The organism is Bernardetia sp., from assembly GCF_020630935.1.
Classification (GTDB): domain Bacteria; phylum Bacteroidota; class Bacteroidia; order Cytophagales; family Bernardetiaceae; genus Bernardetia.
Genome location: NZ_JAHDIG010000007.1, coordinates 76749 through 91450, shown reverse-complemented (window position 1 = coordinate 91450; position 14702 = coordinate 76749). Strand labels below are relative to the sequence as shown.

The following is a 14702-nucleotide window of genomic DNA, read 5'->3' as shown; positions in this document are numbered from 1 at the left end:
AAAAATCAGAATTAGCCCAAGAATTTAAAGATTGGAAAGACTCTGGAAACGAACGCCAAATAGACGATGTTTTGGTGATTGGTTTTAAAATTGGATAAATCAGAATCAAAAGATAACGATGTTCCCAGTATCCCTTGTTGGTGTTTTAGTTTCGGCTTGCTGTTACGCCACCAACAAGTATATTGATTTGCACGGACTTGCAAGTATGTTTTTTGTTGGTGTCGCTATCACTTAAACACCAGCAAAGGTTAAAGCCCATTATATAACCCTTATAAAAATCACACCCAATCAATACCCTTTTTCAAAAGAGCTAACGTTTTTGCTTCTTCACTTCCCTCTTTTGGCTGGTGTGCGTATTGCCAGTTGGCTTCTGGTGGAAGGCTCATCAAGATAGATTCAGTTCTGCCGTTGGTTTCTAATCCAAATTTTGTTCCTCTGTCATTGACTAAATTAAACTCTACATAACGTCCTCTTCGAAGGCGTTGCCATTGGGTATGTTCTTCTGTAAAAGGAAGTGAATTATTTTTAGTTGCAATTTCTGTATAAATAGGCGCAAAGGCTTCTCCTACCTCTCTTACAAAATTCCAACGGTCTTGTTTTGTAATTCCTTCTTGTTCTTTCAAGTGGTCAAAGAATATTCCTCCGATGCCTCTAGTTTCGTTTCTGTGAGGAATAAAGAAATAATCATCTGCTTTTTTCTTAAAGTCTGGATAATAGTCTGCGTGATGTTTATCACAAACCTCTTTCAAAGATTGATGGAACAATTTGGCATCTTCTTCTACTATATAATGTGGTGTTAGGTCAATTCCTCCACCAAACCAATACATTCCATTACTCATTTCAAAATAACGAACATTCATGTGAATTATCGGCACAAGTGGATTTTTTGGATGCAAAACGATAGAAACACCCGTAGCAAAAAAATCGGCAGGCTCTAGTTTCATCAGTTGCAACATGCGCTCTGGAGATTCTCCAAAAACAGCCGAAAAATTTACGCCACCTTTTTCAATGAGATTTCCATTTTCTATAACACGAGATGTTCCCCCACCACCTCCTTCACGCTGCCAAGTGTCTGTCTGAAACTTAGATTTTCCATCAGCTTTTTCTAAGGCAGTACAAATTTGTGTTTGTAAGCCTTGAAACCAAGTAGAAATTTGTGTTTTGTGAGTTGTAAGCTCATCGGACAGTTGGGTAAGAGTATCTAAGCTATTCAAGTGAGTTATAGTTTTAAAATGTATCTATTTTTATTTTTTCACAAAAATAAGAATTTAATCCCAAACACTTACCTCCTTATTCATCTATAAAATCTTCTTTTAAGATATAGTCTATATTTCGCTCTGCTACTGCTGTTATGGTTACAAAAGGATTTACGCCCACACTACCTGGAATTAGAGAACCATCTATAGCATACAAATTTTTATAATTTTTTATTCTACCATAATTATCTGTTGCTTTCCCCAATACACATCCTCCTAAAGGGTGATAACAAAAATCATCTCCATATCCATTATTAAAAAGTAAATGTGACCTTGTACCTCCATTTGCTTTATTCATTCTATCAATAAATTTTTTGGCTGCTTGTTTGGCTTGGTAATTTTGATTTTCACCCCAAATTAATTGTACTTCTCTTGTAGCTTTATTGTATTCGAAATATCCTCTTTCTGGATTTTGAGTAATGGCAAGATAAAGTGTTGTCCATGTTTCTAGGTTCATAGGTAAAGGAGCTATCTCAGCAAAAATAGGATTTTCAGGGTCGTCCCAACCATCTATTCCCAAGACAGGAATAGTAGATTGTTTTCTACCTGTTGCGCTTACAAAATTTCTTCCAGTCATTATGTTTCCATTACTTCCCCATTCTTGTCCTACTTTTTCATTGAGTTTGTGCAGTCCTCCTTCATACTTAGACTTTAAGAGTAATTTAGACGTTCCCATACTTCCTGCGCCTAAAAATAGATACTGACACGTATATGTTTCTTGATGTATAGGCTCTGCTTTGGTGTTAAGTTTAGTAACAAGTATTTTATAATGTCCGTTTTCTAGCTCTTCAATATGAGTTACTTGAGATAATGTTCGGACTTCTAAGTTTTTTGTTTGAGTAGCTTGAGCAATATAGGTTCGGTCTAATGTCCATTTTCCTGCATTATTTCCATAAATAACCTCTCCATTTAAGGCTGATTTATAAACTTCTCCTTTGGCTTCCTTTTGCATATATTCAAAATCATATACATTAGGAAAAAATTTGGTTTGATACCCTGCTTTTTTTGCATCTTCTCGTGCTATTCTTGAAAACTGATAATAAGGAGTTTCTTCGAAAAATTTAGAGTCAATAGTATTTACACGTAATTCCTTATTAGCTAAAGGAAAATACTTTTCAAACATTTCTTGACTATCTATAGAAGGGAGTATTTTTTTAAAATAGTTTTTATCAGGAGTAATAGCAATTCCTCCGTTTACTAAAGAACCTCCACCTAATCCACGTCCTAAAAAAACATCCATATTGGGATGTTTTTCTTTATCCAAAACTCCAGCATATTTTTTTATAAAAAAAGGAATGGTAATAGGAGCATTTGGAACAGTACTTCTCCAACTTGAACGTTTATCGGCTCTAATCATTTTACAAAATGTATCATGATTAGGTGTCAGTTTCCATTCTTGCCCCATTTCTAGCAACAAAGTAGGAATATTTCTTTGCGTTAGACGTAGTGCAGCTACAGCTCCACCATAACCACTACCAATAACTATAGCTTTTTTAAATCCATTGTGTTTCATTTTTGTAGAAAAAAGAGGTGCACAGCTTGTCAATATAGGACTTGTAGCTATTCCCATTCCAAGCGTAGAATAAGTTAAAAGTTTAAGAAATTCTCTTCGATTAGATTTCATAGTTTAAAAAATATCTTTAAAGTTGTTTAAGACCTAAAAGCTAGCAAAGCTATCACGGTTTATGACAGATAGTTCAGACATCATTATCTGCATAAAAAATACGCTGCGTTTACCAAATACAACAGCCTAGAAGAATCTTATATAAAACTATCTGTAATAACCTTTAATATTTAGTATGTAAGCATAACTTTTAAAAATATATCTTGTTTGAAGAAACCTAAATTGAAATATAGTATATGAATCAATAGAGTAGATTTGTATTTAAAAAAACAATTTATTTTGGATTCTACTCTATACAAAAATCAATAACTAAAAAGTTTTGGTATCTTTGTCATGTTTTTTTAGAGAAATCTACCTCATTTTAATTTTCAATTAATCAAATATTTAGATTTCTACAATTTACTCACTAAGCATATTTTGCATGCAAAATTTAGCAGGTCTAGCAGAACTTTTAAGCACTCCTCAAAAAGTGGTTATCTTCCCACATCAACGCCCAGATGCTGATGCTTTGGGTTCTTGCAGAGCTTTATCTTTATATTTACAAAAGAAAAATCATCAGACTACAGTTATTTCACCTACCGAATATCCAAGTTTTTTGAATTGGATGCCTCAAAACGATGAAGTGGTAGTATATTCAGAAAGAACTCATCAAGAAATTGAAAAATTAGTTTCAGAGGCTACTCTAATTTGTTGCTTAGATTTTTCTAGCCCTAATAGAACAGCTCCCTTAGATACTTTTATTGAAAAAAATCCTGATACGCCTATTTTGATGATAGACCATCATAGAGGAAAAACAGATTTTGCTCAATTTGAATTGTGGGATATTACAGCAGCAGCAACAGCAGAACTTGTCTATGACTTGATTTTGCTTTTGAATGACAGACATTTGATAGATATTCCAACAGCACAGTGTCTTTATGCAGGAATAATGACAGATACAGCGTCTTTCAAACACCCAAATACAACTGGAAAAATACATCGCATTGCTGCTGACTTGATGGATATGGGCTTAGATTCTTCTTACGTACAGCGTAAAGTATATGATAGCAATACAGAAAACAGGATTCGCCTTCTAGGACATGCTCTTTCAAGCTGCCTAACTGTAAGAAAGGATTTGAGAACAGCCTATTTTGTTTTGAAGCAAAAAGACACCCTCAGATATAACACACAGTCTGGCGATACAGAAGGAATTGTAAACTACGCTCTCTCTATTGAAGGGATTGACTTTGCAGCTATTCTGATTGACTATGGAAATGAAGTCAGAATGTCTTTTCGTTCTGTCGGAACATTTTCAGTAGCTGATTTTGCTCGTAATTATTTTGGAGGAGGAGGACATCACAATGCAGCAGGAGGCAGAAGTACAGAGCCTATTGGAAAAGTGGTAGAGCGTTTTGAAAACCTTATCAAAGAGCATCGTACAGAGCTTACTACAACTCCCCAGTAATCAGCTTTTTAAAAATTAATTTTCTATAAATCTTTTCTACTTTGGTTTTTATATTAGACCTTTGTAGGCTAATGCCAGCGTATTTCAATTAAAAAACATTATTTATTCTAGTTATTTTATCTAAAAATTAAAAAATGAAATCTTTTTCTTTACATCACTTTGTTCTATTATTTCTTTTAGGAGCAATTTCTTGGTCATGTGATTCTGCTAAAAAAGAAGGCGAACACGAAGGAATGAAGTATATAGTTCGTGAGCGAGGCGACGGAGAGCAAATCAACGATTCTAGTATTGTACAAGTGCAGATGAAAGTATTTAATAGTGCAGATTCTCTTCTTCAAGAAACATACAGTGAAGAAATTCCTGCGCTTGTTAATCTTCGTGATTCAAACAATAGAAAAATGCCTTTAGTAGAGATTCTTTCAAGAGGTAGAGTAGGCGATAGTGTAACTATCTTTACACAGTCCGATTCTATTTATCAAGGGCAAAATGCTATGTCTCGTCCTCCTTTTATTCCAGTAGGAAGTCTTATTCGCCAAGAGTTTCGTATCGTAAAAGGCTATACAATGGAAGGATATAAGGAAGTACAAGAGCAAATCAAGGCAAAGCAGATGAAGATGCAGCAAGAATACATGGAGAAGATGCAAAAGCAACAAATGGAGATGCAACGCCAAGCAGATAGTGCTGCACAAGTACAAGTAGGATACATTGAAAATACATATTTTGCAGAAAAAGGCATTAAAAACTTCAAAAAGACAGAATCTGGCTTATTCTATACAATAGATAAAAAAGGTAAACAAGATATTAATGCTGGAGATAAAGTAAAAGTACACTACGAAGGAACACTTTTAGAAACAGGAGAAAAATTTGATTCTTCTTTTGATAGAGGTGAGCCGATTGAATTTCCTATTGGCGTAGGACAAGTAATCCAAGGTTGGGACGAAGGTATTCCACTTATTGGACGTGGAGGGAAAGGAACATTGTATATTCCATCTAATTTGGGATATGGAGCAAGAGGTTCTCAAGGTGCAATTCCTCCAAATGCAATGCTAGTTTTCAAGGTAGAAGTAATGGAAGATGTTACTAAAGCTGAAAAAGGAGAATAAGTAATTGGTCTGAGAGTACTGGACATGAACAGATATTTGTTGTTCTGTGTGAACAGGGACAAAATACCGTTCGTTGGTATTTTAGTATAGCGACACCAACAACTTTTTATATCATGTCCAATACTCTAAATTGGTCTATTTTTCAAAACCACTAAATATCATAAAAAATACTTGGTGGTTTTGGTTTTAATTTAAAGTATTATCTGAAAAAGTAAATTTATGTTCTTGTATCGATTTATTTTATTGTTATCTGTTTTCTGTATTTCGCTTTCTGCTAATGCTCAAAACAAAAAAAATAAAGGAGAAAAGGAGTTGAAAGGCATTCGCTATCAATTACATACCAAGAAAAAAGAGCGCAAAAAAGCCCTTGCTGTTACAGATTATAGTATTATAGAATTGAATATGAAAATTTTCAACAATACAGATTCACTTCTTAGAAGTACGGAAGATGAAGATTTTCCTCTTGTTATAGATTTACGTGATAGCATGACAAGAAAATTGCCGATTGTAGAAATTTTGATGCAAGATGGGAGAATTGGAGATAGCCTTTCTTTATTCGTACATTCAGATTCTGTATTTCAAAACGGACAAATACGCCCTATTTTTATTCCAGAGGGTAGCTTTTTAAGGCATGAAATAAAACTCATCAAAAACTATGAAGCAGAAGAGTATGCTACTATGCTAGATAAGATGCAGCAAGAGTATATGGAAAAAATGCAAAAAGAAAGAGAACAACAGCTAAAAGAACAACAAATGGCAGAAAAAAATAGAGTAAAAACCCAAACAGACTTTTTAGAAAACACCTATTTTAAACAAAAACAAATTACTAATTTCACAAAAACGGAATCTGGGCTGTATTATGTTGTTGAAAAACAGGGAACAGCCATTGAAAGAGGCGAAAGAGTAAAAGTACACTATGAAGGAACACTCACAGATGGAACAAAATTCGACTCTTCTTTTGATAGAGGCGAACCGATTGAGTTTCCTATTGGCATTGGACAAGTGATCAAAGGTTGGGATGAAGGCATTCCACTCATTGGAAAAGGAGGAAAAGGATATTTATACATTCCTTCACATTTAGGCTATGGAGAGCGTGGGGCAGGTGGAGCTATCAAACCTAACTCTATTTTGGTATTTAAAGTAGAAATTTTAGAAAACTAGAGTATCGATGAAGCTATTCTCAATATGTAAAACGTTAAGTCTTTTTGTATTTACTTGTATTTCTTTCTCCGTATTTGCTCAATTTGAAGAAGAGTTTAAAGAATATAAAGGGTTACGTTATCAGTTCTATGAAGGTAATTCAAGAAGCCTAATTACAGATTCTAGTATTATTCAAGTACAAATGAAAGTATTTAATAGTGTAGATTCCCTTCTTCAACAGACCTATCAAGAAGAAATACCAACTCTTATTAACCTTCGTGACTCTAATAATATAAAAATGCCTTTAGTAGAAATTATTATAAAAGGGCAAATCGGAGATAGCTTAACTGTTTATACACAGTCAGATTCTATTTATCAAGGAAGCATTGCAATAGCTCGTCCTCCATTCATTCCAAAAGGAAGTTGGATAAGACAGGAGTTTCGTATTGTAAGAGGTTATAATACAGAGGAGTACGAAGAAGTGCAACAGCAGATACAGAAAATACAAATGAGGAGACAGCAAGAGTATATGGAGAAAATGCAAGAGGAGCAAGCAGAAATACAACGCCAATCAGATAGTATAACTAAACTACAAGTAGAATATATCGAAAATACATTTTTTGTAGAAAAAGGGATTAAAGAGTATAAAAAAACAGAGTCTGGACTTTTTTATACAGTAGATAAACAGGGTAAACAAAATATTGAAGAAGGAGATAAAGTAAGAGTTCATTATAAAGGAACATTACTCAAAACAGGAGAAAAATTTGATTCTTCTTATGATAGAGGTGAGCCGATTGAGCTTCCTATTGGTGTAGGGCAAGTTATAAAAGGCTGGGATGAAGGCATACCACTTATTGGTCGTGGTGGGAAAGGAACGTTGTATATTCCATCTGATTTGGGATATGGAGCAAGAGGCTCATCTAACGTAATACCTCCTAATGCAATATTAGTGTTCAGTGTAGAGGTGATAGATGATAATGTGAAAGGAGAAACAGAAATTGAACAAAACTCTTCAGAAAAAGAATCTAAAACATATCGTGTTAATGACAGTCAAGAAGACTATATTGAAAATGTTTTTTTTATACAAAACAGAATTACCGATTACAAAAAAACAACATCAGGACTTTTTTATAGAATTGAAAAGCAAGGAACACCGATTAAAAAAGGAGAAAAACTAAGAGTTCATTATGAAGGAATAACACTAATGAGTGGTGAAAAATTTGATTCTTCTTTTGATAGAGACAAGCCTATCGAAATTACGATTGGAGAAAATCATTTTATTGATGGTTGGGATGAAGGCATTCCACTCATTGGAAAAGGAGGAAAAGGATATTTATACATTCCTTCACATTTAGGCTATGGAGAGCGTGGGGCAGGTGGAGCTATCAAACCTAACTCTATTTTGGTATTTAAAGTAGAAATTTTAGAAAACTAATCATAACCATTATCAAAATGAAACTATCAAACATCATATTACTCTTTATTGGATTTGTATTTCTTGCCTCTTGTAAAAAAGAAGAAGAAAATCCATCAAGTCTAGCCGAACAAGACCAAATTTTGCAAGATTACTTTGCAACAAATAATATCAATCCTCAAAAGACAGAATCTGGATTGTATTATGTTGTCGATGAGCAAGGTTCTCCTATTCAAAATGGAGAAACTATTAGAGTACATTATGAAGGAAAATTACTCACTACTGGAGAAATATTTGATTCTTCTTTCAGTAGAGGAACTCCATTTTCATTTCCTGTTGGCACAGGACAAGTAATTCAAGGTTGGGATGAAGGAATTCCCCTTATTGGAAAAGGTGGAAAAGGAACGCTTTATATTCCATCTCACTTAGGATATGGCTCAAGAAGTGCAGGTTCAGCAATAAAACCTTATTCTATCTTAATATTCAGAGTAGAAGTTTTTAACTAAAAAAACAGCGTAAGTCAGATTTTCTAAACTGACCAAAATCCTCTTCCAAAAAATATATATTTTATATTTATTACTAAGTAATCAAACCACATGAAATTTTCCATTTATATTTTATTTTTATTTATTGGATTTGTCTTTTTCTCTTGTAATAACAACGACACTGAACCTCTCATAGAGGCAGACATACAAGCTGAAAGAGAAGACCAAATCATTCAGCAATATTTAGCTGAAAATAACTTGACAGCTCAAGCTCAAAAAACAGATTTGGGAATCTACTATATCGTCTTAGAAGAAGGAGAGGGAACAGTTATTTCAAATGATGGTGCTTCCGTAGTAGTGAATTATGAAGGCAGTGTTCTCTATGGCAGACAGTTTGACAGTTCGTATGAGCGAGGAGAGCCTCTAACTTTTACGATTGGAGCTGGTTCAGTAGTAGCTGGTTTTAATGAAGCAGTCAAACAAATGAAACGTCAAGAAAAAACCTTATTCTTCATTCCTTCTCGTTATGCTTACGGACAGCAAGGTATAAGCTCTAGCAGTGGAGAAGTTATTCCTCCTTTTGCTACGCTAGTTTTTGAAATTAGAAGAGAAATATAAGATAGAAACATTAAGATTCTTACTACTATTATTTTTGAAATTTGCAAATAAAATCATATCTTTGCGAGATATTTTGGCTACAAGTAGATTGTTTTGGGAGAGATTCTAAAATAAAATCTTTAGTAAGTAGCCAAAAAATAGCATTTTTCTTGTTTTTATCTGCATTTTATAGAGAATTTTAAAAGTATTCGAATAGTATCAGAACCACTTTCATTCACAGTTTTTTAGTGAAAAAATAAAACCGTAAAGATTATTAGAGAATTTGAACAAAGTTCTTTATTATTTTTAGGGCTTTTTCTGACTTAAAATATTGATAAGCAAGAAATAAAAAAGACAAAAAACGAATAGAATAAATATAACTCAATGATAATGATTCAATTATAGATTGATTGTATCATTAATAGTTGAGTAATTCGTAATTCGTAATTGAGATATAAGCATTCCATTTTCGTTCACTCAAACCTATACGAGCCTTGGCTACATTAAAACACGGCAGAATAAACTTTCGCAAAACGACATCTATTATAGATTACCCACACTTTTTAGATGTGCAGGTAAAGTCGTTTCAAGATTTCTTCCAACTAGGTACTCCTCCAGAGAAAAGAACAGCAGACGGACTCTATAAAGTATTTATGGAGAACTTCCCTATTTCTGACTCACGAGATAATTTTGTACTGGAGTTTGTAGATTATATCATAGACCCACCAAAATATTCTGTACAAGAATGTGTGGATAGAGGTCTTACTTATGCAGTGCCTTTAAAAGCGAAGCTACGTTTGCTTTGTAACGACGAAGACAATGAAGATTTCGAAACCATCGAACAAGAGGTATTTTTAGGAAACGTACCCGTAATGACAGAGCGTGGCTCTTTTGTTATCAATGGTGCAGAGCGTGTTATCGTTTCACAACTTCACCGTTCTCCAGGGGTTTTCTTTGCTCAAAGTAAACACACCAACGGTACGAAACTCTATTCAGCTCGTATCATTCCATTCAAAGGTTCTTGGATTGAATTTGCAACGGATGTAAACAACATTATGTATGCTTACATTGACCGTAAAAAGAAATTCCCTGTTACTACACTTCTTCGTGCTATCGGATATGGTACAGATAGAGAAATTTTGGAGCTTTTTGGTCTTTCAGAAGAAGTAAAAGCTACAAAAGCAAATATTCAGAAAGTAGTTGGTAGAAAATTAGCTGCTCGTGTTCTCCGTACTTGGACAGAAGACTTTGTAGATGAAGATACAGGAGAGGTAGTAAGTATTACTCGTAATGAGGTACTTTTGGAGCGTGATTCTGAAATAGAAGAAGAGCATATCCAAACCATCATTGATTCGAATACAGAATCAATCATCCTTCATAGAGAAGATATTAATATCAATGATTTTGCGATTGTTTATAATACATTACAAAAAGACAATTCAAACTCAGAAAAAGAAGCCGTAGAGCAAATCTACCGTCAGCTTCGTAATACAGAAGCACCAGATGAGCAAACAGCTCGTGATGTAATCCAAAGTCTTTTCTTTAGTGAAAAACGCTACGATTTAGGAGAAGTTGGTCGTTACAGAATCAACAGAAAGCTAGGTTTAGATTTGGAAATGAGTGTTCGTGTTCTTACAAAAGAAGACATTATCCGAATCATTCGCCACTTAATTACTCTTATAAATTCAAGAGCAGTAGTAGATGATATTGACCACCTTTCTAATCGTCGTGTACGTACAGTAGGTGAGCAGCTTTACAGTCAGTTTGGGGTTGGTTTAGCTCGTATGGCTCGTACTATCAAAGAGCGTATGAATGTTCGTGATAACGAAGATTTTAAGCCAGTAGATTTGATTAATGCTCGTACATTGTCATCAGTAATTAATTCCTTCTTCGGAACAAACCAGCTTTCTCAGTTTATGGATCAAACAAATCCATTAGCTGAAATTACGCACAAGCGTAGAATGTCTGCTCTAGGTCCGGGTGGTCTTTCTCGTGAGCGTGCAGGTTTTGAGGTGCGAGATGTTCACTATACACACTACGGTCGTTTGTGTACTATCGAAACGCCAGAAGGTCCAAACATTGGTCTGATTTCATCGCTTTGTGTGCATGCTACTGTAAATGGAATGGGCTTTATCGAAACACCTTATCGTATTGTTAAGAATAATAAAGCTACTGATAAAGTTAAATTCTTAACAGCAGAGGAGGAAGATGAGCAAATCATCGCACAAGCAAATGCTGAACTAGACAATAAAGGCAAATTTGTTTCTGACCTTGTAAAATGTCGCTTAGAAGGTGATTTCCCACTAGAGTCGCCAGAAAATATTACGTATATGGATGTTGCTCCAAACCAAATTGTTTCGGTAGCAGCTTCGCTTATTCCATTCTTAGAACATGACGATGCCAACCGTGCCTTGATGGGTTCAAACATGCAGCGTCAAGCAGTTCCACTTTTACGTCCACAAGCTCCAATTGTAGGTACAGGTTTGGAAAGACGTGTAGCTATGGATTCAAGAGCTTTAGTTGTGGCAGAAGATGATGGAGTAATTGATTATGTAGATGCTAAGAAGATTGTAGTAAAATACAACTGGTCAGATGAGCAAAAACTTGTAAACTTTGATAACGAATATACTACTTATCAGCTAACAAAATTCCGTCGTACTAACCAAGATACTTGTATCAACCTTCGTCCAATTGTATTGAAAGGCGAGAAAGTAAAGAAAGGCGATGTACTTTGTGAAGGATATGCAACTGAAAAAGGAGAACTTGCTCTTGGTCGTAACCTAATGGTTGCTTTCATGCCTTGGCAAGGATATAACTTTGAGGATGCGATTGTTATTTCTGAAAAAGTAGTAAGAGATGATATTTATACTTCTATTCACATCGACCAGTTCGAACTTGAAGTTCGTGATACGAAACGTGGAGAGGAAGAACTTACTTCTGAAATTCCAAACGTAAGTGAAGATGCTGTTAAAGATTTGGATGAAAACGGTATTATCCGTATTGGTGCAAAAGTAAAAGAGCAAGATATTTTGGTAGGAAAAATTACTCCTAAAGGAGAAACAGACCCTACACCAGAAGAAAAACTTCTTCGTGCTATCTTTGGAGACAAAGCAGGTGATGTAAAAGATGCTTCTATGCGTGCTTCGGCTTCACTTCAAGGTGTTGTTATCAATACTCAGCTTTTCTCTCGTCCTAAAAAGGATAAAGATATGCGTGCCAAAACACGTAAGCAAGTAGAAGCATTGAAGAAAGAATATAGCCGAGATCTTATCGGAATGCGTTCGCAGATGATAAATAAAATGGCTGAACTCTTAGAAGGTAAAACTTCACAAGGAATCAATCACAAATACGGAGATGTCGTATTGGCAAAAGATGCTACTTTCACACATCACAATATTGAGCAAGCATTCTTCCCAAGTAAAAATGCGTATCGTGATGAGAGTAACTACAACGTTCCAGAAGAAGTAAACTTTATCGCTGATGTAATTTTGAAAGACTTTACAGAAGATGAAAAGACAAATGAAATGCTCGCTGAATTGGTTAAAAATTACAACCAAAAACGTAATGAAATTACAGCAGAGTTCAAACGTCAGCGTTTTGCACTAGAAGTAGGAGACGAACTTCCTGCAGGAATCGTAAAACTTGCTAAAGTTTATGTTGCTAAGAAGCGTAAGCTAAAAGTAGGGGATAAGATGGCAGGTCGTCACGGAAACAAAGGAGTTGTAGCTCGTATTGTTCGTGAGGAAGATATGCCGTTCCTAGCAGATGGTCGTCCAGTGGATATTGTCTTGAACCCACTTGGTGTACCTTCTCGTATGAACATCGGACAAATTTATGAGACAATTTTAGGACACGCAGGTCTTAGAATGGGAACTAAGTATGCTACACCTATTTTTGATGGAGCAACAGAGGAAGAAGTTGCAGCAGAAATCGAAAAAGCTGGATTGCCAGAATGGTGTAAGATGGAAGTTTTTGATGGACGTACTGGAGAGAAGTTTGAGCAAACTGTTACCGTAGGTATTATGTATATGCTGAAACTAGGTCACTTAGTAGATGATAAGATGCACGCTCGTTCTATTGGTCCTTACTCTCTCATTACACAGCAGCCTTTGGGTGGTAAAGCACAGTTTGGTGGTCAGCGTTTTGGAGAGATGGAAGTTTGGGCATTAGAGGCATTCGGAGCTTCACACATTTTGAGAGAAATCTTGACTATCAAGTCAGATGATGTTCTTGGACGTGCTAAGGCGTATGAATGTATCGTAAAAGGAGAGAATATGCCAAATCCGAATATTCCAGAATCTTTCAACGTACTGATACACGAACTTCGTGGTCTTGCATTAGAAATTACATTAGACTAATTGAAATTAGCTTAGTTTAAATATAAAGACTAAATCCCTTTTATTTCTTTTGAAATAGAAGGGATTTTTTGCATAAAAGAAGTAAGAAAGAACATTATGCTTTTTTTAAGATACTTTCTATCAAAAACGAGTATCTTTGTAAAGATGCTAAATGATTTTTAAGTAAATTAGTATAGCAAAGAACTAAGCCAAAACGCAATTTTTACCAGCAAATGAAATGTATTAAACCATTCGTAACGACTGTATTTTTTCTAATGGGTTTTCAAACTTTTGTTTTGGGACAGATAGGAGGAAAAACGTCGTTAGAATTTATAAACCTTCCAACCCACGCCCGAGTGATAGGTTTGGGAGGAGCAAATATTACGTCTCAAGATGTAGGGAGTCAGCAAGACATCAATATGCATATCGAAAATCCAGCACTTCTGACTACCGAAGCACATGACCGTCTTTCTCTAGCATATTATGGCTATTCAGCAGGAATCAGCAATGTAAACTTAGCCTACGGACACGATTTTAATAAACTAGGTCGCTTTTCAAACCTTGGTTTTTCATTCCAATATCTCAATTATGGAAATATTGAAAGCTATGATGCTCTTGGAAACTCTTTAGGAGAAATAAATGCAAGTGAGTATAGCTTTGGAGTGAGTCATTCACAAAAATTTGATGCTTTCCGTGTAGGAGCTACATTAAAAATTGCAGGTTCGCAGCTTGCTGGCTTTACTGCCACAGGAGTTTTTTTAGACTTGGGAGGAACACTGACTCATCCAGATAAAGATTTGCGCTTTGGACTTGTGATGAACAATCTAGGTTTTCTGATTAGTAATTACTCCCCTACTTCTGAATATACAATGCCGATGAATATTCTTTTGGGAGCATCTTTTAAACCAGAAAAAATGCCTGTGCGTTTTTCTATGACCTTACAACAACTTTTTAGAAGAAATATTGCCTACAATGACCCTACAAGAAGCACTACACTAGATGCCAACGGACAACTGATTGTAGAAGAAACTACTGCAATAGATAGAGCAATACGAAGAGTAGTTTTGGGGGCAGAAGTTATTTTTAATAAAAATTTCAACCTTCGTGCAGGTTATAATTTTTTGCGTCGTCGTGAGTTGGTCGTAACAGCACGTCCTGCTTTTGTTGGTTTTTCATTTGGTGGAGTGGTACGCATTCGCTCGTTTGAGTTTGCATATTCTCGTTCTTTAGCGCATATTGCAGGAGGGACAAACAATTTTACCATTACATTAGACACTAAGAAATTATTTAGAAAAAATTAGG

At 35.1% G+C, this 14702-nt stretch carries 10 protein-coding genes; 8 read left to right on the top strand and 2 right to left on the bottom strand.

What is annotated here, in order from left to right; all coding sequences use genetic code 11:
- Positions 1 to 278 precede the first annotated feature (278 nt).
- Entirely contained in the window at positions 279 to 1214 is a 936-nt protein-coding gene (gene hemF, locus QZ659_RS03765) for an oxygen-dependent coproporphyrinogen oxidase (RefSeq protein ID WP_291722067.1), read from the bottom strand.
- 76 nt (positions 1215 to 1290) lie between these two features.
- Positions 1291 to 2880, bottom strand: coding sequence for a GMC oxidoreductase (locus tag QZ659_RS03760; RefSeq protein WP_291722064.1), 1590 nt, complete (start codon positions 2878 to 2880; stop codon positions 1291 to 1293).
- A 421-nt stretch (positions 2881 to 3301) separates the two neighbouring features.
- Here QZ659_RS03760 and QZ659_RS03755 point away from each other — a divergent pair, with 421 nt between their 5' ends.
- From QZ659_RS03755 to porQ, 8 genes are all read left to right on the top strand, one after another.
- Complete coding sequence (locus QZ659_RS03755; RefSeq protein WP_291722059.1) at positions 3302 to 4324, top strand: DHH family phosphoesterase; 1023 nt, start codon at positions 3302 to 3304, stop codon at positions 4322 to 4324.
- 134 nt (positions 4325 to 4458) lie between these two features.
- A complete protein-coding gene (locus QZ659_RS03750; RefSeq protein WP_291722056.1) occupies positions 4459 to 5427 on the top strand; it encodes an FKBP-type peptidyl-prolyl cis-trans isomerase in 969 nt (322 codons plus the stop codon).
- A gap of 219 nt (positions 5428 to 5646) precedes the next feature.
- Complete coding sequence (locus QZ659_RS03745) at positions 5647 to 6588, top strand: FKBP-type peptidyl-prolyl cis-trans isomerase (RefSeq protein ID WP_291722054.1); 942 nt, start codon at positions 5647 to 5649, stop codon at positions 6586 to 6588.
- A gap of 7 nt (positions 6589 to 6595) precedes the next feature.
- Positions 6596 to 8002 (top strand): FKBP-type peptidyl-prolyl cis-trans isomerase, encoded by a 1407-nt coding sequence (locus QZ659_RS03740; protein ID WP_291722051.1) that lies wholly within the window; start codon positions 6596 to 6598, stop codon positions 8000 to 8002.
- A gap of 17 nt (positions 8003 to 8019) precedes the next feature.
- A complete protein-coding gene (locus QZ659_RS03735) occupies positions 8020 to 8487 on the top strand; it encodes an FKBP-type peptidyl-prolyl cis-trans isomerase (protein WP_291722048.1) in 468 nt (155 codons plus the stop codon).
- A gap of 90 nt (positions 8488 to 8577) precedes the next feature.
- Positions 8578 to 9084: an FKBP-type peptidyl-prolyl cis-trans isomerase gene (locus QZ659_RS03730; RefSeq protein ID WP_291722045.1), complete on the top strand. Its 507-nt coding sequence runs from the start codon at positions 8578 to 8580 to the stop codon at positions 9082 to 9084.
- Between the two features lie 473 nt (positions 9085 to 9557).
- Positions 9558 to 13421 carry a DNA-directed RNA polymerase subunit beta gene (rpoB, locus tag QZ659_RS03725; protein ID WP_291722042.1) on the top strand — a complete coding sequence of 1288 codons (3864 nt, stop codon included), beginning with the start codon at positions 9558 to 9560 and terminating at the stop codon, positions 13419 to 13421.
- Between the two features lie 212 nt (positions 13422 to 13633).
- Entirely contained in the window at positions 13634 to 14701 is a 1068-nt protein-coding gene (gene porQ, locus QZ659_RS03720; protein WP_291722039.1) for a type IX secretion system protein PorQ, read from the top strand.
- The last annotated feature ends 1 nt before the right edge of the window (position 14702 follow it).